Genomic DNA, 23,315 nt, shown 5'->3' on the forward strand with positions numbered 1-23,315 from the left:
CTTTGAAAAATCGAAGTTCAAAAATCAATCGTTCATTTAAAGCAGATATCAGCCCAACGAGCGAGGCCTGCTGTCACTGAACCAAAATAATTGCCACTCACGACTGGAATATTCGGTAATAGGTCCTCTACGGATTTTCTTAAAAACGGAGATCTCGCTGAACCACCAGTCATAAAGATCACATCCGGTTTAACACCGCTCATCGCGACAGCTTCTTTGACTAGATCAGCCATTTTAGACTTAGGTTGGTCAATGGCATCAATCATTTGTTGTTGGCTAATATCAACAGCAATAGTTTCAGATAGTAAATCAATATGAGCTTTATATTGCGTGTCAGAAGAGAGTGCTATTTTTGCTTCTTCAGCACGGCGTACGATGCTATAGCCCAATGTCTCGTTATAGACCTTTAGAAGCCTCGCCAACTTCTCAGGGTCCCCCGCTTCTTTTTGTAGTAACTTCAATGCTGCCAAATTCGATCTTGTATAGAAATCTTTTTGCGCTTCGACATTATTAATGGCAATTGGATTCCAGAACTGTGTAATTGGCATCTCAATACCAGTTGTCGTTTTACTTCCAAAACCAAATGGGCTCATCAACAGTCTAAACGCAAGGTGTATATCAAGATCATTTCCACCAACACGCTGTCCACTATGGGCCAGTAATGATTGTGTACGGTCAGACTTTCCTCTCCAATCCGGTCCCATTTCAATGATTGAACAGTCAGTGGTACCACCGCCAATATCCACAACGAGTACCGTTTGATTTTCGGTCAATGTCGCTTCATATTCCAACCCTGCCGCAACTGGCTCAAACTGAAAGATAACATCATTAAATCCAGCTCGAGTAGCTGCTTTCATTAAGATATTTTCTGCTTGTTTATTCGCGTCTTCACCACCACGGCCATGAAAGTTAACAGGTCGACCTATGACAGCTTGAGTAATGGAACGCTGTAGATTCAATTCTGCTTTGTTTTTAATATTTGCCATCATGGCGCAAACTAAATCTTCAAAAAAGCTTAATTGAACATCATGTAAACCCGAAGCACCTAAGAACGACTTAGGTGACTTTACGTAATAGACATCTCTTGGGTCTTCAAGGTATAGATCAAGAGCCGCTTGACCAAATGCTACGTCTTCTGGCACTAGGTCTATGCTTTCTTCCCGGTTGAATGCGATTGAACGTCTCAGTACTTGCTCGCCAACAGCGTCTGCAGGTGAAATGTTGCAGTGTCGAAATAGATGCTCAGACACTGACTCCCGAGTGGGGGCACATATAGTCGAGGGAATATAATAGTGATCACCTTCAAGTGGAATTAAAGTGGGATTCCCATCTTGCATAGATGCAACAGAGCAATTTGCTGTTCCGTAATCAAAACCAATAAACATGGCGACCTCAACTTATCTCATCATGAGACAGACAATAAAAAAGGTCGGCAATGCTACACCAACATCGTGATAATTTCTAGAATGAATCAACGTATATCTCCGAGTCTGATATACTCATCCCATCTGAATAATAGCCACTTAAAAATATGAAATCTCCATGTATCGGTGCGTGTAAAAGTAATGGTGACATGTGCATCGGATGCCAACGTACAACAAAAGAAATCGCCGAATGGCAAAGCTATAGTGATGCACAAAGAGACGTTATTATGAATGAGCTTAGGGGAGAGGTTTCTAGCCATCAATGCCCTAAATGTAACGCTCAAACCCAATGTGACGTACAGAATGGAAAAGAGACTTGCTGGTGTTTTTACATTGAAAAGCGAGATAGCGCTGACGTTAAGGAGTATGGGGTATGCTTATGTAGAAAGTGCTTAAGTTCACTTCCTATACTCTAGAAACAACATGAGGGAGCGATAAGCTCCCTCTGTTACAACTGTACTTCTTATGTCGATTACGTTTTACTTGGCTTTTAAAGCTTCCCCTTCAAACGTAACCCCTTCCCAACCTGAAACCATGAAGTTTCGAATATTTTGATGATCATCATTCTCTGGATTTTGTAATACATCTTCACGGTAAAAGCGGCCAAAGCACGCTAATGTTTGCTCAACAGATAAATCTAGAAGTTTTCCTAAAGCGAAAATTTTACATGAACCATTATTCTGATTCTCTAGGTTCACTGTTTTTCCATTATTAAATGCGGTTGGAGTAAACTCAAAGTTTTGCTCAATTACAGCCATAGTTTGTTCAAACTCAATAGCGTCAGATGCTTGATTCAGTTCATCAACAAATAGGTTCAATTCCATTCTATCTCTCTTCATGATTTCCGATTGAATTGGAAACATACCACAAAGTCATGCATCTATTGAAGAGTTCAATTTACATTGGATTCCAGTGGATTGGCGGTGTTAACCCCCACCTTTTCATTTCAGCAGGATGATAAACGGCGCGTCCTTTTCGACCAATTTGAATAGGGATCATTGAAGCTAGTTCGCCACCTAAAATCCGCATCACCAACTCACCAGCTTGCTGTCCTTGTAATTCTCCAAATAAAACTACGCCACCAGCCGCTTTTTCCGCGCCAATTGAAAAATCCCAAAAACCAAATAATGGAACGGTACTGTGTTGATTTGTCCACCTTAAAACCTCGTCAGCAAGTACACTGCTACCTTGTTTGTCTACAATCGTGTGGTACAAACCCACCACAATCGCACTAACCTCCTCTCTAGCACTATTCTCTACGCTTTGATGCCACTGATCTAATGTCTCAAGTGCCAATAATTCAATTTCTATATTCAGATTATTGCTAATCGATTGAGTCTGAGTTTTCATGTAGTCGATTGCTATTTGAGATGTGACCCCACTGTCAAACATGATGCGAATTTTCCGCTTATCATCCGCTATCATTGAACCTATATCTGCCATCGTTTTAACAAACAGTGGCTGCTCTAATACTCCAGTTACAGAAGCGGCTCCTTGATACTTGTTCAGTAATGACCGTGGATTGGAGTTAACCCCTAAAAATACGATTGAAATTGGCTCATCATAAAGTTTGGGATACATGTAACGAAGCGCGTTATCATCTCCAAGCACTACAATACTGGGACGTACTTTTTGATAGTATTGATAAGCTTCATCCGCCATTTTCTCATACTCATTTTCTGGAATTCTCTTCGTATCCATCTGAAAAGTGGCTAGCTCAACATCAGAACTAATAGAACTTTCTAGACCTTGGATATAGCTCTTATCCCAATCATATTCACTATGGTAGCTTTCAATCACTAACACTGAACTTGATGATACTGAAAAGCTGATTAAACTCAGTACAAAAACAAGAAACTTCATTTAACCACCTCAAACTGTGCTAGAACTCATCAGTGCAACCCTACTGATAGTTTAGTCGGTTAATTGCTGAACACCGAATTCGAACTAACATCTATAATGTAGTAATCGATATACAGATTAGGTGGCGCATGGGTAAGAATAAACAGTTTGAATACAGCATTAACAACCCACTCTATAGCCGTATTGGTCGCAGAATCATCCTAATCATGATTATTTTGAGTGGTTCGATTACCTTGCTAACTACTCTTATGCAGCTCTATTGGGATTACAACAAAGAGTTCAATGCTGTTGATCAACGTCATTATGAAATTCAAAGTGTCCATGCCCCTCTACTTGCTTCATCACTATGGAGTTTTGATCTGGTTGTTTTACAAGAGCGATTAGATGGTTTGGTTAATTTGCCTAAAATTGATTATCTGCGTGTAGAATCAGGAAATTACTCTTTTAGTGCCGGTGTAAAAGTAGCTGGCGATTCAGTTTCGGTAACCTATCCTCTAGAGTACTCGACTAAAGACAGCTCAGAGGCAGAACTGATAGGAAAAATCTATATTGAGTCTGATGCTCAGCACATATATGACGCCCTACTTAAACAATTCTTTATTACCCTAGCGCTAAACGCAATTAAGACAACATTGGTCTGTTACTTAATTTTGATGGTCTTCCACGAAAGCATAAATCGACGAGTGTTTTTAATTGCAAAGTATCTAAGAAGCTACAACCCGAGACACCCTTCTGACCCACTCGTTCTATTCTATAAGAGTTGGATAATGGAAAAAGACGACGAATTAAACTGGTTGGCCGATGAAACAAACAAGATTACGGGTGATGTAACTAAGCTTTATAGCAACATTAAGTTCGAGCAAGAGCGCCTTACTGACTTTACCCACGTTTCCTCCGACTGGTTATGGGAAACGGATGCACATGGACAGCTAACCTTCTGTTCAGAATCTATGTTAGAAGCGCTAACTATAGATCCTTTTAACAAACCACTTATCTTCGATGTACCCCAGTTTGAAGATCTAAACTCGTTGCACAAAGTAATACGTTCTACCAACGACTTTACGATGTGTGAACAGTGTATCGTTATCGATGGCGTTACTTATCATATGCTTTTTCAAGCGTTAGCGAAATTTCTAGACGGCAAATTCATAGGTTATCGTGGGACAAGTATTAACATTACTGCACTTAAATCTGCACAGTTGGAATTGGAAGAGCTTAATGCCAGTTTGGAACACACTGTCGCGGTAAGGACGTTAGATTTAAAGCAAAGCATGGAACAATTACAAGCGACCCAAGAACAACTGATTGAATCGGAAAAATTGGCCGCTCTTGGTGGATTAGTGGCAGGTGTTGCCCATGAAGTGAATACACCGCTCGGTATTTCAGTAACAGCGGCTTCTGTTATTCGTGATGTGACCTCGGAACTAAATAGTGCATTTTCCAACCAAACATTAACAAGCACTCAGTTTAGTGAACTTATGGGGCAAATCGATGAAGGTAACAGCATGCTCGAGCAGAATCTTAATCGAGCAGCAAAACTGGTAAAAGATTTCAAACAAACAGCAGTCGATCAAGTCTCTGAAATTCGAACTCAATTTGGGGTAAAACAAGTTCTCGATGCCTTGATAGCGAGCCTTCACCCTGAAACGAGACGAATTCCGGTCACACCAAAAATCGCTGGGGACGAACTTATAACCATGAGTAGCTTACCGGGAGTTCTTACACAGATAGTGTCTAACTTAGTGATGAATAGTATCAATCATGCCTTTGAGGAGACTAAAAGCCCTGAAATCTCAATCCACTTTTCCCAACAAGATGACAATATTGTTCTAGAGTATCAAGATAATGGTTCCGGCGTTCATCACTCATTACATCAAAAAATATTTGAGCCCTTCTTTACCAGTAAACGCGGCAAAGGCGGCAGTGGCTTAGGCTTGAACCTAGTTTTCAATCTGGTTAAGCAAAAGTTATGTGGAGAGCTTCAGTTTGAATCACAACCAGATAAAGGGGTTAAATTTACGATCACAATGCCCCAACAATTACCCGCGACAGTAAATAACACGTTACCAACGGAGTGATTTCAAGCCGCAGACCCAATAGAGATCATGAGTTATCGATAACCGAGAAAGAATACTGCGTGGTGAAAAGGAATGCCTCGGATATTAACGTTGATAATAGTGTGCTAATCAGGAAGATCGTTTCGAATTTGAATAAAATCATCCCAGTTGTCGATCATTAGATCAACCAATTCTGGTTCAAAGTGCTTACCCTTTTGAGCAATGAGTTCTTGCATGATCTCATCATCAGGCCATGGCTCTTTATACGACCGCCACGCCCCTAGTGCATCAAACACATCCGCCAAGGCTACAATTCTTCCGCTAACGGGGATGTCATAACCTAGCAAATTCGAAGGGTATCCAGAGCCATCCCACTTCTCATGATGACTGCTCACTATCTCCTTCCCTGTGACGATGAGCTTTCTCTTAGAATTACTTAATATGTCAACGCCGAACTCAACATGCTTCTGCATGATTTTCCACTCATCGGCATCCAATTTCCCTGGCTTATGCAAAATGCTATCAGGAATAGCAACTTTACCAATATCATGAAGAGGAGCCGCGTCTTTTATAAGAGTAACCACGGCTGCCGGTAAGCCATACAACTCGGCTAGTCGTTTGCTTATTAGCGAGACTCGCTGTACATGCGCACCTGTTTCTTTACTTCGTGCTTCAACGGCATTAGCTAGATTGTGTACGAGCTCTTTAGACGTTTCTCGTAAATCAATTAATAAGTTCAGGTTTTCAAACGTGAGGCTGATGTTGCGCATGTAGATCTCTAGCAACTGCTCATCTAACGAGTTTAGGTTTCGATTTAAATTCACATACAGAAGACTATCAGCGCCCTCATCGGTATAGGTGTAAAGCACAAATGCATCATCAAAGCGTGCCGTCTGTTTATTCTTCAATACTTCATGACAGCGTTCTGATACTAATTTCGGTAACTTATCCAGGACACATTCATAATAGAAGTTTACATACCCCCCAGTTGCAGCAAGTGTTAAGGCTCGTGACGCTTCCGCTTCAGGGCCAGGTTGAACGACACAATAAAATGCAGATTCTTCTAGCTTTAACAAAGAGGTTAACTGGCTTAATACTGAAGATGCATACTCCTGTAAGCTACTCGTATTTTGGACCAATGCAGACGCTTTAATTACACGCCTTAACCCTTTTTTCTGGTCTTCTATAAGACACAAATCTCTGTATGACCGAAGCATTGAATAGAGGAGTGTTTTTAGCTTTTGTGTGGTGAGTTCGGTTTTCTCTTTATAGTCATCAATTTCATATTCTTGAATAACCGTATCTTCAGGAGCTTGTCCTGCTTGCCCTGTTCGCAGTACTAGACGTATTAAATGGTTTTGATCTTGCTCCCTTATATGCCGCACAAGATCTAAGCCTGCGTGCTCGGTTTCCATCACAACGTCAACCAAAGCCAGAGCTATGTTATCTTCTTTAGCCATTAGCTCTTTCGCTTCTTTTGCAGACAAGGCAGATAAAATTTCCAAAGGTCGATCTTGAAATTTAAAGTGACTTAATGCGAGACGAGTGATCTGATGCATTTGCTCATCATCGTCTACAAGCAATAAACGCCACGGATTGTTGTTGTGTTTAATCACATTAGATTCATCGTCGTCACTTTTATCATCGCGCCGATCTGCAAACAATTGCATAAAACCTCATTTTTTATCTAAACCACCTCTTAAGTTCTAGCACAAAATCGTATATTTGCACCTATATACAACGAGCTTTAAGCGTCTCAATTGCACGATTTCACACAACAAAAAGTCAGCGTAATAGATTAAGGATTACGAAGAACATCGTCATTCAATAGTGACGAAATTTTTCACATACAATACATAATATAATGAACAAATAGCTGCATAGGTGCTCTGAATGGCGCTATGTCGTGTAACAACTCACCTCTAAGCCGATATGCTTCTGTGTCTAAATATGTTCGGCCTGACGTTATACAAAGCACCTCACATCATCACATTGAACAATTACGCCTTACTCAGCTTTCAATCGTTAAATACTGCCCGCTTAAATATTAAGGGCACAAAAAAACGAGTAATTAGATTACTCGTTTTTCGTATCGACTAAGTAACCCTAGTATTTAAATTGTGATATTTCTGCACTCAGTTCTTCAGATTGATTCGATAGCCCTTGCAGTACTTCATCGACATCGTTAACTTGCACTGAAACAGCTGAAGACGCATCGGCGATGGATGTGATACTTCCGCTTATCTCGTTTGTTACCGCTTTTTGCTCTTCCGTCGCTGAAGCTATTTGGACATTCATTTCGTTTATTTCGTTTAGCATTGAAACCAGTTGAGTGATCATTTCAGTGTTTTTACCACAGGTGTCTACGCCTCGTACAACCGTAATATTGGCGCTTTCAATACCTTTAGCCACACTATTGGTCTCTTTTTGAAGAGCCTCAATTTTGTCACGTATTTCTTCAGTTGAAGATTGTGTACGTCCCGCTAGTGAGCGCACTTCGTCTGCCACTACTGCAAATCCCCGACCCTGCTCACCGGCCCTAGCAGCTTCAATTGCGGCGTTAAGTGCTAACAAGTTCGTCTGCTCCGCAATGCCTTGGATAACATCAAGCACTTCAGCGATAGAGTTTGTTTCTGTATGTAGCCTTGTAATCGCTTCAACAGCAGTATTCATTTCATCGCTTAACTGGCTTATTTCTCCACCAAGGGAGTTCCCAATTTCAACTCCTTGAGTACCCGTGTCGTTTGCTTCTTGAACATAATCAGCAGCACGGCTTGCATATTGAGCGACCTCACCAATAGACGCACTCATCTCGTTGACTGCCGTAGCAACGGATTCAGAACGGTGGTTTTGATCTTGCACTGCATCACGCGTGCTATTCATGTTGCTCGACATGGTTTGAGTATTACTATTCAGCGTCTCTGTTGCACTAGCAAATTGTTTGATCATGTTCTGCAAATGAACAAACAGAGCGTTTAGTGAAACGGCTAGGTCTGTCATTTCATCCTGGCCTTGCTCATTTAAACGTGCCGTCAAATCGTTATTCTTACTAATTTTCTGAATCTGGAATGACGCAACACGAATTGGTTTCGATATACCTGAACCGACAAGATAAGAGAGTGCAATAGAAATGGCGACAATAACCACAATTGCAATCAGAACAGTTATTAACATCGAATTAACTAATGTCGCTACATCTTGTAGAGCTTCTTGTTCGTCGATCTCTGTTAAAATGCCCCACTGCATCCCAGCGGCATTTATTGGCGCATAAGCAGAGAAAACCATGACTCCTCGATAATCAGCTAAAACCTCAATACCGCTTTGTCCCTGTAACGCACGTTTTGCAGTCGTAGTCTGAACACTCTGTCGTCCAATTGCAGAGCCTTTATCTTTGATCTGGTCAATCAAGTTTTGAGATACTCCAGCCCGACTAAGTGCTGAGAAATAATCGTTTGGTGCTTCAATCAAAAAACGTGACTGACTTCTTAACAACCCGTCTTGCCCTATAAGATAAGTTTCTCCGCTGTCACCTAAACCGGCATAGCTCCAGTTCTCATCAAAGGTCATAATGGCGTTAATAACATCCACTGGCATTTGGAAAATAACGACACCGACTTTATTTCCATTAGAAAATACAGGCGTGGCTATAAACGAAGCCGCAGCCTCATAGGAAGGATAATAAGGGGCGAAATCTTCTAAGTGAAATTGTGATTCTCCCATTCGTACGGCGGAATTAAACGCTTTAGCGATACCACTACCTCTATACGGTCCTTTTTGTAAATTTGTCGCAAAGTCCAACTCTTTAAAAACCGAATAAACAACATTCCCCTCGAGATCAACTAAGAAAATATCATAGTAACCAAACGCCTCTAAATAATGTTTTATGCCTGGATGATACTTACCATGAAGTTCATCGTATTGATTCCCTAGACTGTCTGCTTGGAGCTCATGTTTATTACCTAATCCATTGGGGTTTACCGCTATATAGCGAGCTTGAAGCGCGGTCCCCACCTCTGAAATTTGGGCTAGCTTTTGCAGCTCATTGCCTGAATTTCCGCTATTGGTATTACGATAAGTTGCGCCAAACTCAGACGAGTAATAAGACTTCAACTTTTGCTTATCACCATCAGAAACACTATTGACCGGATACGCATCAAAGGCATCATCAAAACCGACCATCGCTTCTTGAGTAGAAACATCATCGGCAAAGGTTTCAATCTGAAAATGCAGTTGATCGAAATAACGTTCAATTTCTGATTTTTTGATTTCTCGTACTGAAATAAGTTGACTGGATGCCCGATCAAACAAAGCTTGCTCTGACATAATTGATGCGCGCCAACCAACGAAACCGCCGGTAGCAACAACGCCTAAAGTACATAGTAATGTACATGCGATAATAATTTTTGTAGCAATCTTCATAACCAAACCCTACAGCCTCAAGCTGAAATGTTCCCTGTCAATTGTGCATTCAAATAACACAAAGTTAGCCAACTGGTTTGTATGAAATATGTTTTATTATTTGTAATGAGTTTAGATGCAAATTTCCAATATATCGACGCGATTTTAGGCAGTTACTAATGATTTTTTAGAAAACCCTGTCATTTCTTAAACTTAGTTGCATAGTAAATCTAACGCGCGTCGTTATTCTATAATGCAATCGGCACTAGGTATTGATGCTTAACCTGAAGACTCTTGGCGTCATTCCACTCCATGTTTTAAAGCGAGTACTAAAGTTTGATGCATTTGGGTATCCAACGATTTCGCCAATATGCTGCACTGACCACTCAGTTGAAACCAATAAACGCGCGGCGTATTCCATGCGCATTCTCATAACATGCACTTTAGGGCTATGATGATAAAACTGCTGGCACAAACGGTGAAAATGAGGTTCTGAGCAAGGAAATTCAGACGCTAATTGCTTAACCGTCCAATCCTTATGAAGTTGCCTTTGTACGAGATCGAACACACGATTCATGCGGTTTTTTGTTCTCGATTGCTCTAGGTTTATCGGTGCATTTATAAGTAGTTCTATTTGTTCTACCGCTCTTAGGCCGACCGCTCCCCCTAAATTGATAGGTAATGAGATAGAACGCAGCATTGATAGAATTGCAGCATAGATTACTTCTGAAATTGGGCTCAAGAAATATTGTACTTGGTTACTAATAACCTGTGACCAATCCTTTTCGGGATTTAAAAATACCCAAGCGATTTGCCAGTCTTCTTCTTCAATCCCAAAAGCAATTTCAACAAATGCTGGGGTCGATATCACCGAGCTAGATTCTAAAATATACCGTTTACCATTAACCTCTAGCCAGCCTTTTCCTTTTACGGTGTAAAGTAACATATGCTTATGTTGATTCTTTCTATAGACAGAAAAAACATCGCGGCAAGTTGCTATGCCACACTGAATAATTCCATGTTCTTCAAGCAGCATAACGTTGCTTTGGTCAATGAATTCATGCTGGGTTTTTTCTGAAATCAAGAGTCTTTCTTGTTTATCGTTCATCTGTTTATTTAGATCCCTTAATCATCCGAAAATTCATTATGATAGTTTTGCAAAAGTTATTGATATGTTTAGACAATACATACCGCCAAACAATAATTAAACTTCTCTGTATCAACTAAGAGGAAATTTGCGATGCTCTCTACTTATCAAACACTCGACCGACAGTTTTGGCGTAAGCTGATTGACATAGGACTACCAGTCTCAATGCAAGCGATGCTATTTTCTTTGCTTGGTGTGGTCGATATCTTTATGGTGAGCCAGTTAGGCGAGTCAGCAACTGCAGCTGTCGGCGTGGGAAACCGAATCTTCTTTTTCAATCTTATCGTCATCGTTGGGACAAGTGGTGCAGTCAGTGTGCTAGCTTCACAATACTTTGGCGCAGGTAACATTGACGGAATAAAACGTACTCTAGCGCAAACTTGGGCGGTCGCTATACTCGTTACCTTTCCCTTTGTGATTCTCTATACATTCGCACCAGTATCGGTTGTATCAATCGTGGCATCAGACCCTGAATACATCACACTAGCAACAGACTATCTCAGGGTTACAGGCATGAGCTTACTGTTAACAGCCATCGTTGTACCGATGGAAAGCGCTCTTAGAGCCGTTGGCGAAGCAAAGATGCCAACCAATGTCAGTATTATCGCTATCTTCATCAACGCTTTTCTGAACGCTCTTTTGATTTTTGGTTTATTTGGATTCCCCGAGCTCGGTGTGCTTGGTGCCGCTATTGGCACGCTCGTTTCACGTATATTCCATACCGCAATACTGTTTTACCTAGTAAATAAACGTTATTCACATTTACTACCAACTCAACGTAGCTGGCAAGATGCTAAGTTACCTGAACATCGAAAGCGTTATATCAAGATCGCGACCCCTATGATAATTCATGACACCTGTTGGGCTGGCGGTCTAATCATTTACAGCGTAATTATTGGACAGTTAGGGGTAGGTGAATTAGCTATCATCTCTTTGCTAGCTCCCATTGAAAGTGTTCTTATTTCCGCTTTCCTTGGTTTTGCGGTCGCGGCATCAATTATACTGGGCAACGAGATCGGAGCAAAAAACTATCAGCGCGTTTCTGATACCTCTTGGTGGTATGTGATCACGAGCTGCATCTTGTCTATTCTACTCGCTCTACTTTGCCTTATTGCCGAACCACTGATAACCAAAGCGTTTTATCATAGCCCTCTAAGTGACCCAGAAATGGCCGTGAAGGTCTGTTTAGTTATGGCATTTGGCATGATTCTTAAAGTGTTTAATATGGTGGGGATTGGTGGTGTATTGAAAAGTGGCGGTGACATCAAATACAGTATATTCATTGATCTGTTTGGACAATGGGCTATTGGTATCCCACTAGCCTACTTCACAGGTATTGTATTAGGTTGGCCTTTGCACATGGTTATGATGGTCATACTTTTAGAAGAAGTAATAAAGATTTTTCTTACTGCACAGCGTATTCATTCCAAAAAATGGATTAATAACCTAGTCGAAGAGCCTATCCCCCAAATGATTTAGTTTTCCCGAACTCACACCCAAAGGCCTTTAGCTTTTGTCACTGACCCGTGATTCTGCTCTTGGCCTTTTTTTAGTTACCAATATCTTCCTCTCCAATTTCTAAAGATAAAAGTAATACACAAGTCCAACCGTAGTGCTTACTCCAAACGTATTGCTTACTCCAAACGTATTGCTTACTCAAAACGTATTTTTAGTCCAAAAATGAGCCTATTGCTTGTCAGAAGCGAGTAAATGAACTTGCTAGATTAAGTGGAATTTCACTGCATCTTAGAATGTGACTATCCACGACATAGGCTTATTATGAATTTTTCACCAACAAAACTGATCACGAGCGCTCTTATTTCAACGCTCTTTCTATCCCCACAGCTAAGCGCCGAAGAAACTGCAATCAAAGAAGGCTCGACTCATAAACAGCAAGAAAAAAACGTCGATATGAGCGACCCAACCGCTGTTTATTCTTCCGTTGGGACGAGCATGTCATCCAATGGTGATATAGACGTATCAGCCGGGTTTGCGTGGGGAAAGAATTTGCTCTCAATTGAAACAAAGCAAGGTACAGACGCTTTAAATACTCGTTATGCTTGGATGACAGAAGGGAAAGGCATCTACGCGGAAGCCTATTTTAATAGAGAGACAGAGACTCAATCAGGCAGTGTCGGCTATATCCATACATTTGAGCTCACCGAAACTATCAAGATCTACCCTCTCGCAATGGTTGGCGTCAATAACGACGAGCTATCTAATAAGACCATCGCCACAGGTACGGTTGGTATGTATACCCGTGTCAATATTGGTAGCGGCTTCCACCTTGGTGTTGACCCGTTTTACACCCTAGGTGAAAACGATTATGAAACTCACTCTGTCGATACATTTGTCGGGAAACAAATCGATAATCACCGTGTGCGAGTCGGTGTAAACTCAGCGGAAGAAGAGATGTATTTTAAATGGCAAATGGCCTTTTAATTCGACATTGGTAATGAGTTAGATGCTTCATATAACAGGCCTTTCGACATTTAACTCAGTTTATCTTCAAAAACGCCAAGTTCACGTCCTAGCCAGATTGCTCGCTCGGTGTGGTCAAGTAACTCTTCTCCACTCACTGGGTGAATTAAAACAGCCATATCACCTCGAACGCCATCTAACCAGTTAACAAAGTTACGCTCGTCATTAGAAAAATGAATTTCAAACATTGGCATTTTGTGCGGGCCAACTAGACCCATATTTAACGGAAACACCTGTAGAACATCACGCCTTTCAGCGGTGATAAGCTCTTTTAATTGCTCAGCTTGCTTGATGTTTTTTAAAGGGAAGTAAACATGTGCATGAAACATTTTTATACCTGTTAATTGTTGTGCTTAATAATTGTTGTCGTTGCTTCTTAGGCTAATTCGTTATTATGTTTCAATGATGAGTTTCCATTTCGGCCCATTCTTTTGCTGTTGTATCACTTGGGAGGTACTTTAAAACTTTACAGGGATTCCCCACTGCGATGACATTTTCTGGAATATCTTTAGTCACGACACTTCCCGCACCTATTACCGTATTCGCTCCAATAGTAACGCCACCCAGAATAATAGCACCACCGCCAATCCAACTATTGTTACCGATCGTTACCGGTTCGCCACATGCAACTGGGTGGTACCTTTCAGATGCGAGTACAGGATGAGACGCGCCACAAATCTGTACGTTAGGCCCAATAAGAACGCTATTGCCAATAGTAACAGGCGCGATATCCAAGATAATCAGGCCATAATTACAAAAGCCACCACGGCCAAACGATATATTTTTTCCCAAGTCGCAACGAAACGGAGGAACGATAATAGTATCTTCAATATGACCAATAATCTCTTTTAAAAGCTCAGTGCGCTTTTGTTTTTCACTCGGTCTCGTCTGATTAAAATCATAGAGTTTCTCTTGGCATTGATCGTATAACTCATCCAGCTCTGATGTGATTTTCGTCTGAACTGAGAAATCACTAATTTTCATTGACATATACAGCCTCTAATACGTCTTTAAATTTGGTAATTAGCCTTATTTCCGATATCAAAATGTAGTGGCATTTGCCATTTTTTTAACGCTAAATATGAGAATATTAAGGCACAAATAGCAGTCAGACCAAAACAGACCAACCAAGCCTCTATGGCCATAAAAAGAGTTGTTAGTAATAACAAAATTGGTATTAGTTTTAATCCAAATACGTTAAAACAAAACGATTCCTTTAATGCTATTCCTGAAAAGGTGACAAAAATAAATCCATAAGCAACCCAAGCAAAGTCACTATTGATTAATACTGTAAATAAGACGATTCCTATCCAACTTGACCACGTTATTACTGCTCTAATATTCTTGTCATAAACATGAAGGTTAGCTGAACTAAGTGCTGCGGATATGACAAACAAAATGGCAGGGTTAAATAAAAACGTCGAGGGTAAATCACCCCAACTCAACTCTACAAAACCAATGACGCAATACCAAGCTAGAGAGATAGAAAACAAGCTAATGCCAGTTCGATAAGCAACCACACTTAATTTATCAAATTGGTCCAATTCTTCTTGATGCTCAGTGTTGGCCATAACTTTCCATTAGTAAAATAAGTGATGAATTTTTTAGGATGCTTTTAACGAAGACTTTAAGTCCATGAGGATAATCTTACCAATGACAACAATACAGATTAACGACAGCACCTCCTCGACCACAATGAGGTAAGAGACCCATAAATCCGATTTGTTCTTTGGTAAGTCAGTCAAAGGTAAACCAAGAACGCCAACCCAAACTATGATATATACGCACACTAAAGTAATACTGATCTTAACCATATTAGACACTATGTATTTCCTTTCCTAGTTTGTGCGATTTTATAAAGGCCAATTTTACTGCTCAGCAAGATGAATTACAATCTTACAAATAGCTCAGTTTGTGACAATTCATGTGTAATTTTTAATCAATTGAATCTACAAAGAGTACTTTGCATAATCTCAGCTTTGTCTCCCCTCCCCTTTAACTTATAATGAGCGCGATTTTACTCGAGATTTAAACATGATTTCTAAAAACCAATTAAAAACACTTCGTGCTCTAGGCCAAAAGAAGCAGCGTAAAACGCTGGGATTATTTTTAGTGCAAGGCGAAAAAAACGTCTTAGAACTGGCCAATAGCTCTCTAGTGACTAAACACGTATTTGCAACGCAAGAATTTATATCAGTGAATAGTGGTGAATTAGAAGGTTTAGATTGTGTTGAAGCATCTTTAGATGACTTAACAAAAGCCAGCACGCTGCAAAGTAATAATGCTGCTATTGCCATCGTAGAAATACCAGCAATAGCAATACCAGATTCAAAAGGTCTAATGATTGCGCTAGATGGTGTCTCAGATCCAGGAAACCTAGGAACGATCATCCGATTTGCAGACTGGTATGGCATTAAGCATATTATTGCCAGTAGCGATTGTGCGGATCCATACAACCCTAAAACAATAAGTGCAACAATGGGAAGTTTTGCCCGTGTTGAAGTGACACTTGTTGATTTACCTTCCTATTTGGAAAACTCGCCGCTGCCTGTCTACGGTGCTTTTCTAGAAGGAGAGAGTGTCCATACAACTACCTTTGAGTCGGAAGGCATTCTACTGATGGGCAGTGAGTCACACGGTATTCGAGAACACGCGGCCCCTTTTGTTACAGATAAAGTGACTATACCCGCTTTCGGTGGTGCAGAGTCTCTTAATGTTGCAATGGCAACAGGGATTATTCTCGATAATATGAAACGCCAAGTTACAAACTAGTAGGCATAAAAAAGCGCTAAGTTCTCACCTAGCGCTATCGTTCAATGTATCTATAACAAGCTTTATTTCTATAACAAGCTTTATTTCTCTAACATGCTTTATTTCTCTAACATGCTTTATTTTTCTAACAGACTAAGTTTGTTTGGTACACCGTCCCACTCTTCAGCGTCATCCAGAGCAGGCTTTACTTCGGTAATATTTGGCCAAATTTCCGCAAGTTCTTCATTTAGCTTAATGAACACTTTTTGATCGTCTGCCAGTTCATCTTCTTGAAAAATCGCTTGAGCATTACACTCAGGGACACACAACCCGCAATCAATACAATCAATAGGGCTAATCGCTAAGAAGTTTGGGCCTTCATAAAATGCATCCGCGGGGCATACAGCCACACAATCGGTGTATTTACATCTTATACAGTTATCCGTTACGACAAATGCCATGAATATTAACTCTTAGTTCATCAAATTAAGGATGGGCGATGATACTGATCCTTAGTGAAAATACAATCGTCTGAAAACAAAAAACGATGAAAATCGAAAAAAGGACCCTTCAAATTAATTTCCATCAAGTATATGACACATAGAGCTACTTCACGTAAAATACGCGCCATTGTGAGCTTTGTAATGAGCAAAACGCCATTACTCAGCTAAGACACCTAAATAACATCGAGAATGCCATGATACGTTTAACTGAAATTAAGCTTCCACTTGACCACGAAGAAGAAGCACTCTCCGCTGCAATTATTAAGAAGTTGGGAATCAACCCTGAGCAATTACTTTCGTTTACTATGTTTAAGCGTGGGTATGATGCTCGTAAGAAATCCAAAATTTTATTGATCTACACTCTCGATGTTGAAGTAGAAAACGAAGCCGCTCTTCTAGAAGCTTTCACTAGCGATCCTCATGTGAAAGTAACACCTGATATGGAATACAAGTTCGTAGCAAAGGCACCTGAATCTCAAACAGAGCGACCAGTTGTCATTGGATTTGGTCCTTGTGGTCTTTTCGCTGGGCTTGTATTGGCACAGATGGGTTTTAATCCAATCATCGTTGAACGTGGTAAAGAAGTACGCGAACGTACTAAAGACACATTTGGTTTTTGGAGAAAGCGCGTACTTAATCCTGAATCAAATGTTCAGTTTGGTGAAGGCGGCGCTGGTACATTCTCTGATGGTAAACTTTACAGTCAAGTTAAAGACCCAAAGCATTACGGCCGTAAAGTCATTACCGAGTTCGTCGAATCTGGTGCTCCTGCGGAAATCATGTACGTGAGTAAGCCGCATATTGGTACATTTAAGCTAGTTACAATGATTGAAAAAATGCGCGCTAAGATCATTGAATTAGGTGGTGAAATCCGCTTTAGCACACGTGTTGATGATCTTCATATGGAAGATGGTCAGCTTACTGGTGTGACGCTTTCCGATGGCGAAGAGATCAAAACTCGCCACGTTGTCTTAGCGATTGGACACAGCGCACGTGACACATTCGAAATGCTGCACGAACGCGGTGTCTACATGGAAGCTAAGCCATTCTCAGTTGGTTTCCGCATTGAACATAAACAATCAATGATTGACGACGCTCGTTTTGGCAAGAATGCGGGTAATCCAATATTAGGTGCGGCTGATTACAAATTGGTTCACCACTGTAAGAATGGCCGTACTGTTTATAGTTTTTGTATGTGTCCAGGTGGTACCGTGGTTGCAGCAACGTCTGAAGAAGGCGCAGTTGTAACAAACGGCATGAGCCAATACTCTCGCGCTGAACGTAACGCGAACAGTGCAATTGTTGTCGGAATTTCACCGGAGCAAGATTATCCAGGTGACCCTTTAGCAGGCATTCGACTTCAGCGTGAGCTTGAAACGTGTGCCTATAAGCTTGGTGGCGAAAACTATGATGCACCGGCTCAAAAAATTGGTGACTTCCTTAAAGGCCGCGATCCGAGTGCACTAGGCAATGTTGAACCATCATTCACACCGGGTATCAAATTAACTGACTTATCAAAAGCATTACCGGACTTTGCAGTAGAAGCAATTCGTGAAGCGATTCCTGCTTTCGACAAAAAGATCAAAGGCTTTGCAACATACGATGGTCTTCTTACCGGTGTAGAAACTAGAACGTCTTCGCCTGTTTGTATTAAGCGTGGCAAAGACTACCAAAGCATTAATCTTAAGGGCTTCTTCCCTGCAGGTGAAGGTGCGGGCTACGCTGGTGGAATTTTATCTGCTGGTATTGATGGGATTAAAGCAGCTGAAGCTGTTGCCCTATCAATGCTTGAAACGTCTTCCGAGAGTTAACATTTTCTAACAGTAAGTGAAATTTAGCCCGTGTTATTTATGGATAACTCGGGCTTTTTTGTAGCACATCTAAATATCAATATATACATAACAGTGTAAGGTAAGATTCAATATATGTGATCAATGTACGCATTAATTTGCACTGCTACATTGAATTAACATTTAGAAACATCTTTAATTACCGTACATTCCTACTATAAAAGTATTTTGATGGACCTATATAATCCGACCGATTCACTTAGAAACTTGATTTTACAGGGTATTTGTATAGTTTTTGGTATTCTCGCTCTATTACTCAGCGCTGTAAATTTCTTTCTTTCTAGTGACTATTTACTGGGTAGCGGACAAATCTTTCTATCTCTTTACTCTTGCTATCTTTTCATTTTGTTAAAAGACAACAGAGTGAAAAACCTTCATATTAATATTTATACAGGCTTGATAACGGTACTTGTCGTCTACGGTATAAGTTCAACGCCAACGACATCAGGCATACTATATTGGTCGTTTTTAATGCCTGCTATTTATCACGTATTTTACTCCATGCGTTGTGCATTAACTTCTTCAGGCATTCTACTCATTTGTGTTACAACTATTTTAATTCATAATATTCAAGGAAATGTTCCATTTCCAATTATTAATTACACCCTTATGTACATCGCTATATGGGCAATATCTTGTTCACATGAATTAAGTAGAACGAAAATACAAAGCGCTCTTGAAAAAGCGGCACTTAACGACCCGTTAACTGGAGTCAAAAATCGCCTATCACTTAAACAAGACTGCGAACAAATTCTCCATAATCAACCAGAACTTAGCGCTCTCTACTTGGATATTGATCTCTTTAAATCAATCAATGACAACTATGGGCATGCCGCCGGTGACCAAGTTTTAGCCTTTACCGCAAAACTGATTAGAAATACCGCGAATACTGATTGGATTTATCGCCTTGGGGGAGAAGAGTTTTTAATCATTGTTGAAGGCGATGTGCACGATGGATTTAATATCGCCGAGGATATAAGGCAAGCAATCTATTCATCCAAACTGATTTATCATGGGCAAGAGTTAATATATTCAGCTAGTATTGGCGTTGCTAAATTGGATCTTTCTCTTAGCCTTGAACAAGCCCTAAATCCATCAGATTTAGCTTTATATCAGGCAAAATCTGATGGTCGAAATAAGGTCTGTGTGAATATCTAGTCTCAGAAGTTACTAGCTTTTTAATTGTTGAAGCACATGCTCATAAACAGCTTCAGCTAAACGATGAGTCGCTATATTTCTTTCAACAATATGATGATCAATTGACCCACGCTGAACCACGTTAAACCAATCTTTAATCATACTTTCAAACCCTTTGCTGGTTAGCATAGGAGTCCAATCTTTTAAGGATACTTGGGTTTGATGTTTGTTTTGCCAAACCTTTCCTTGTAGAAACGAGTCAAATTCAACCGTTTTATTTTCATAGCATGCCATCACTCTTTCACATGTGACCCCATAACTTCGATTCATAGACGCATTAAGAATGGTTTCTCCCGCTTGCCATTGAATATCGAGCCGAGTCAGTGCCGCGCCATTGGACTGATGGGTTACGAAGACGTCCTCCAATGTCGCCTGACCATTTAGGTTGATGCTATCAAGCGGGTGAATAAAATCATCGAAAATGAAGGTTCTCAACTCACCCGGTAGGTTATGCCTATGTTTTTCCCATCTCAATGCTGTTAAAGAACCTGTATTACCGTGTTTGAGTTCTTCTATTTGCTGATTGAATAGAGGGATGTGGCGACGATTAAAGCCTACATACAGTGGGACAGATTGTTGACTAGCAATGTCGTAAAGCTGTTCAACCTGCGAAGCTGTGTCTGCTAACGGTTTATCGACAAACGTTGGAATGCCTTGTTTTAAAAAGTAACTCGCAATATTAAAGTGAGCAGCCGTTGCTGCATGTATCATAACTGCATCAACATTCATCATTGGGAGTGAATGGTAATCTACACAATACTCTTTAATTCGAAACTGATCGGCAACGGCATGTAATACTTCCGAATTACGAGTGCAAAGTACCAACTCTAACCCTTTAATTTGAGCCAGGATGGGTAAATACGCCTTAAGGGCGATGTCACCCAACCCTATAATTCCAATTTTCATTTACCTTCCTTCTCTATTGTAGAGTGTTTAATCATTTTTTTAGCGCTTTTAAATAGGCGCTTTCCCTGAGTAATTAACTTCTCACCCTTAAATTGAGCTTCTCTGTTTTGCCTATTTCTTTGTATATTTTTAGCTTGGCTGTATTGTTGAGACAATCTTGTTTTTAGCGCTGCTACGCCAAAAGGTGCGCGTGCTTCTCCTATAGATAAAGCATACAGATCATCAAATTCAAGTAAGCTTTGATTATATTCAAGTGCTGCAACTATCGTAGAGGATTTTTTGCATGTTGGTTTGTCTAAATCATAGGGAGGAGACCATTCAAGTGCAGGGGCCAAACGATCAACTTGATTGAGTACACCTACAATAACAGGCTGTTTTTTAGAAATGTTCTTTCTTTCATTATAGAAATCATGGAAAGCCTGTTTTAGGTTACTATCTAGTTGACGAGACGACTGATTAGCTTTCAAGACCCACAATACGATATCCGAATTGATCATTTCTTCCAGCATCTGCCGCTGAGTTTCAGACGTTCCATCCAGTCCTTCCATATCAATTAGTGTTAATGCTTCCTTTTCGTCAAACTGACAGTTGTATGTGGTTACCCCTTTAGAAGATGGAATCTCATCAGTTTCGGCTGAAAACTCATCTTTTAGTGCATTAACCAATGACGATTTACCTACGCCAGTTTGTCCAACTAATACAATCCGCACGGGCTCAAGTTCAGGTGCTTCTCTGTGTTTATCTATTGTGGCTATTGATGAGGCCGTCACCTCTTCATCATTAATGGTGAAACGACCACTATAGAGATCGATACTGACAGACGCGGCTTCGTGTAGCAGAGCTTTCTTTGCGTTTATTTGAAGTGCTGTATAACGACTTGAAGACTCGGTCATTAGTATCTTGTTTCTGATTTCATCATTAACCAATTTAATCGGATTAACATAAGCGAGATAGGCTTTTCGCCCTAAGTTTGCAAGCTGCATCATGGCTAATGCTTTATCACCATATTGATCTTGGGTTTTATAAATCCACTTAATATGAGAAACATTTATCGCTTCGATGCCTGGTACATGCTCACTCAGGGTACAGCGGTAACGTCGGCTAACCTCCTCTAGAAGCTTAAGCCCTTCGGGTACGGTAAATTCAAGTTCTTTCTTACCATAAAATTCTGCGACTTTTTCGACCACACCTAACCCGTGAATGTAAAGAGAAGACCACTCATCATCCTCTTCAAGTTTCTCATCTACATGCTGTTTAACTTGATGCCATATTTCAATTTCATTTTCAGACCAATCACTGGATGCTTGAACAAAATCTTCATCAGGCTTTTCCTCGGCGTGATTTTCTAATTTCTTCGACTCTTTATATCGAATTATCAACATCGGTAGCAATGTAACCACACTAACCAACATCAAAGAAATCGAGAGTTCGATTAGATAGCCATGTTTAAATGAAAGGAAAAGGCCAAAAAGCGCCATAATAAACATTGGAATCACGGCTAATACGATACCAAGGCCAATTCCGCCTTCAGATAAATGCGCCAACACATGTGAAGCTTTTTTCCATTTACTCATCGTTTTTCGTTTCTCCACTACTCTCTTTGGCCTTGCGTCCCTTATCTAATGCTTCTTTATATAACCCCTGCATGACTTCTGCGCTCACTGGCTCATTCCTACTTTTATGATAAAAATAGTAACAAGCCGCTCTTCCTAAGCCATAAGTTGTTCCGAAGCTCAGCGCAGCTGCGGTTACTGCACCTATGGTTTGTCCGTAACCAGGAATTAATTTCGTAAGCTGTCTAGCGCCTAGTTTAAGGCCATATTGAATGCCGAAACTGCTGCCTAACGTGCCAGTCAACTCTGCGAAGGCTCTTTTATCCCACGTAACACCATATTGATTAGCCAAGCTGTGAAGCATTTTTGCTTGTATGGCAGGAACCGAAACTAAACCCACTGCAGGAATAAGCTCAGATGCACTGACTGAACCGCAATACCACAATATTTCGTTTTCTAATTTATCGAAATTGGCTTCTTCTACACTGGCGTGCTCACTCTCTTCTACCATCAAGCCAATGATGGGCAGCAACTTAGCGAGCCTATCTATTAAACGGTCAACATTATAGTTACTCTTACCTTCATTCGAAGGCTCAGGGGCAAGCTCGAAATCAACTTCTATTGAATCAATACCTTTACCACAGGCTTTAGCCAACTTTTCTTTATGGAAAGCAATCAATCTTGTCCGATCAGAATCGGAAACTTGCTTAACTGCAGTATAAACAACAAGAACTTTCTCTATTTTACGGCTATGTTTGACTGTTTTTAGCGCCGACATTAATGAGCTTTGTTCAGGCTCATCTATTTTGATAACGACAACTAATGCCCGCCCTTGTTTTCTTAATTTACTATTTGAAGTGTCACCATGGATAAATAGTTCTAAATCATCACTAGGATCGTAGCCAGCTTCTGCCAGCCCACGCGTATCTAGAAAACGGAAAATAGGCTTATCTAGTGGGAAGTCATAGATTTGAGCGGTTTTAGTGCACGGCTGAAAACCATTACCAACTTCAACCGAGGTGTTTCCTGTCAACGCTTGTATTAAAGAGGACTTTCCAGCGCCTGTTTTTCCTAAGAGCCAAAGAGTTGGTAGACTCTGACGTTGTAGCTGATGAGCTTCGGTCAAGTCTGAATTTTTTTTAGGATTGATAAACTCTTTTATCGACTCGTACATCTTCCGACTCC

The 23,315-nt window shown here is 40.5% G+C and carries 21 protein-coding genes; 7 read left to right on the plus strand and 14 right to left on the minus strand.

Annotated features, from left to right (window positions below; genetic code table 11):
- Positions 1 to 32: 32 nt before the first annotated feature.
- Positions 33 to 1,385, minus strand: coding sequence for a molecular chaperone (yegD, locus tag L4C54_RS12215; RefSeq protein WP_428808412.1), 1,353 nt, complete (start codon positions 1,383 to 1,385; stop codon positions 33 to 35).
- Between the two features lie 146 nt (positions 1,386 to 1,531).
- Here yegD and L4C54_RS12220 point away from each other — a divergent pair, with 146 nt between their 5' ends.
- Positions 1,532 to 1,840 carry a cysteine-rich CWC family protein gene (locus L4C54_RS12220; protein ID WP_428808413.1) on the plus strand — a complete coding sequence of 103 codons (309 nt, stop codon included), beginning with the start codon at positions 1,532 to 1,534 and terminating at the stop codon, positions 1,838 to 1,840.
- A gap of 63 nt (positions 1,841 to 1,903) precedes the next feature.
- On the opposite strand, the gene L4C54_RS12225 is transcribed toward L4C54_RS12220, so the two are convergent.
- Positions 1,904 to 2,248 (minus strand): HopJ type III effector protein, encoded by a 345-nt coding sequence (locus L4C54_RS12225; RefSeq protein ID WP_428808414.1) that lies wholly within the window; start codon positions 2,246 to 2,248, stop codon positions 1,904 to 1,906.
- 73 nt (positions 2,249 to 2,321) lie between these two features.
- On the minus strand, positions 2,322 to 3,287 hold the full coding sequence (locus L4C54_RS12230; protein WP_428808415.1) for an ABC transporter substrate-binding protein: 966 nt from the start codon (positions 3,285 to 3,287) through the stop codon (positions 2,322 to 2,324).
- Positions 3,288 to 3,415: 128 nt separating this feature from the next.
- Here L4C54_RS12230 and L4C54_RS12235 point away from each other — a divergent pair, with 128 nt between their 5' ends.
- On the plus strand, positions 3,416 to 5,365 hold the full coding sequence (locus tag L4C54_RS12235) for a PAS domain-containing sensor histidine kinase (protein ID WP_428808416.1): 1,950 nt from the start codon (positions 3,416 to 3,418) through the stop codon (positions 5,363 to 5,365).
- A 104-nt stretch (positions 5,366 to 5,469) separates the two neighbouring features.
- Here L4C54_RS12235 and L4C54_RS12240 read toward each other — a convergent pair whose 3' ends face one another.
- From L4C54_RS12240 to L4C54_RS12250, 3 genes are all read right to left on the minus strand, one after another.
- A complete protein-coding gene (locus tag L4C54_RS12240) occupies positions 5,470 to 7,014 on the minus strand; it encodes a DUF3369 domain-containing protein (protein ID WP_428800397.1) in 1,545 nt (514 codons plus the stop codon).
- 436 nt (positions 7,015 to 7,450) lie between these two features.
- The gene (locus tag L4C54_RS12245; protein WP_428800398.1) at positions 7,451 to 9,763 is read right to left on the minus strand and encodes a methyl-accepting chemotaxis protein; all 2,313 of its coding nucleotides are present in this window, start codon (positions 9,761 to 9,763) and stop codon (positions 7,451 to 7,453) included.
- A 244-nt stretch (positions 9,764 to 10,007) separates the two neighbouring features.
- Positions 10,008 to 10,850 carry an AraC family transcriptional regulator gene (locus tag L4C54_RS12250; RefSeq protein WP_428808417.1) on the minus strand — a complete coding sequence of 281 codons (843 nt, stop codon included), beginning with the start codon at positions 10,848 to 10,850 and terminating at the stop codon, positions 10,008 to 10,010.
- Between the two features lie 132 nt (positions 10,851 to 10,982).
- On the opposite strand from L4C54_RS12250, the gene L4C54_RS12255 reads away from it, so the two are divergent.
- Complete coding sequence (locus tag L4C54_RS12255; RefSeq protein WP_428808418.1) at positions 10,983 to 12,368, plus strand: MATE family efflux transporter; 1,386 nt, start codon at positions 10,983 to 10,985, stop codon at positions 12,366 to 12,368.
- A 300-nt stretch (positions 12,369 to 12,668) separates the two neighbouring features.
- Positions 12,669 to 13,331, plus strand: coding sequence for a hypothetical protein (locus L4C54_RS12260; protein WP_428808419.1), 663 nt, complete (start codon positions 12,669 to 12,671; stop codon positions 13,329 to 13,331).
- A 50-nt stretch (positions 13,332 to 13,381) separates the two neighbouring features.
- On the opposite strand, the gene L4C54_RS12265 is transcribed toward L4C54_RS12260, so the two are convergent.
- The 4 genes from L4C54_RS12265 to L4C54_RS12280 form a co-directional block, all read right to left on the minus strand.
- Positions 13,382 to 13,699: a DOPA 4,5-dioxygenase family protein gene (locus L4C54_RS12265; RefSeq protein WP_428808420.1), complete on the minus strand. Its 318-nt coding sequence runs from the start codon at positions 13,697 to 13,699 to the stop codon at positions 13,382 to 13,384.
- A gap of 70 nt (positions 13,700 to 13,769) precedes the next feature.
- Positions 13,770 to 14,360, minus strand: coding sequence for a sugar O-acetyltransferase (locus tag L4C54_RS12270; protein ID WP_428808421.1), 591 nt, complete (start codon positions 14,358 to 14,360; stop codon positions 13,770 to 13,772).
- A 20-nt stretch (positions 14,361 to 14,380) separates the two neighbouring features.
- Positions 14,381 to 14,941: a DUF2301 domain-containing membrane protein gene (locus tag L4C54_RS12275; RefSeq protein ID WP_428800404.1), complete on the minus strand. Its 561-nt coding sequence runs from the start codon at positions 14,939 to 14,941 to the stop codon at positions 14,381 to 14,383.
- Positions 14,942 to 14,974: 33 nt separating this feature from the next.
- Positions 14,975 to 15,184 carry a transporter suffix domain-containing protein gene (locus L4C54_RS12280; RefSeq protein ID WP_428800756.1) on the minus strand — a complete coding sequence of 70 codons (210 nt, stop codon included), beginning with the start codon at positions 15,182 to 15,184 and terminating at the stop codon, positions 14,975 to 14,977.
- 220 nt (positions 15,185 to 15,404) lie between these two features.
- Between L4C54_RS12280 and L4C54_RS12285 the strand changes: the two genes are divergently transcribed.
- Positions 15,405 to 16,142 carry an RNA methyltransferase gene (locus L4C54_RS12285; RefSeq protein WP_428808422.1) on the plus strand — a complete coding sequence of 246 codons (738 nt, stop codon included), beginning with the start codon at positions 15,405 to 15,407 and terminating at the stop codon, positions 16,140 to 16,142.
- 116 nt (positions 16,143 to 16,258) lie between these two features.
- Here L4C54_RS12285 and fdxA read toward each other — a convergent pair whose 3' ends face one another.
- Positions 16,259 to 16,582, minus strand: a complete 324-nt coding sequence (gene fdxA, locus L4C54_RS12290; RefSeq protein ID WP_428800406.1) for a ferredoxin FdxA — start codon at positions 16,580 to 16,582, stop codon at positions 16,259 to 16,261.
- Between the two features lie 236 nt (positions 16,583 to 16,818).
- Between fdxA and L4C54_RS12295 the strand changes: the two genes are divergently transcribed.
- Both L4C54_RS12295 and L4C54_RS12300 read left to right on the plus strand, forming a co-directional pair.
- Positions 16,819 to 18,435 carry an NAD(P)/FAD-dependent oxidoreductase gene (locus L4C54_RS12295; RefSeq protein ID WP_428808423.1) on the plus strand — a complete coding sequence of 539 codons (1,617 nt, stop codon included), beginning with the start codon at positions 16,819 to 16,821 and terminating at the stop codon, positions 18,433 to 18,435.
- Positions 18,436 to 18,645: 210 nt separating this feature from the next.
- Positions 18,646 to 19,632 carry a GGDEF domain-containing protein gene (locus tag L4C54_RS12300; protein WP_428808424.1) on the plus strand — a complete coding sequence of 329 codons (987 nt, stop codon included), beginning with the start codon at positions 18,646 to 18,648 and terminating at the stop codon, positions 19,630 to 19,632.
- A 12-nt stretch (positions 19,633 to 19,644) separates the two neighbouring features.
- Here L4C54_RS12300 and L4C54_RS12305 read toward each other — a convergent pair whose 3' ends face one another.
- The 3 genes from L4C54_RS12305 to L4C54_RS12315 are packed head-to-tail and all read right to left on the minus strand — an operon-like array spanning position 19,645 to position 23,304.
- Positions 19,645 to 20,577, minus strand: coding sequence for a Gfo/Idh/MocA family protein (locus tag L4C54_RS12305; protein ID WP_428808425.1), 933 nt, complete (start codon positions 20,575 to 20,577; stop codon positions 19,645 to 19,647).
- Positions 20,574 to 22,151 carry a GTPase family protein gene (locus tag L4C54_RS12310; RefSeq protein ID WP_428808426.1) on the minus strand — a complete coding sequence of 526 codons (1,578 nt, stop codon included), beginning with the start codon at positions 22,149 to 22,151 and terminating at the stop codon, positions 20,574 to 20,576. The genes L4C54_RS12305 and L4C54_RS12310 overlap by 4 nt, the downstream gene beginning before the upstream one ends.
- On the minus strand, positions 22,144 to 23,304 hold the full coding sequence (locus L4C54_RS12315) for a YcjF family protein (protein ID WP_428808427.1): 1,161 nt from the start codon (positions 23,302 to 23,304) through the stop codon (positions 22,144 to 22,146). The genes L4C54_RS12310 and L4C54_RS12315 overlap by 8 nt, the downstream gene beginning before the upstream one ends.
- Positions 23,305 to 23,315: the final 11 nt, after the last annotated feature.

This window comes from Vibrio lamellibrachiae (genome assembly GCF_050337265.1).
Lineage (GTDB): Bacteria > Pseudomonadota > Gammaproteobacteria > Enterobacterales > Vibrionaceae > Vibrio > Vibrio kyushuensis.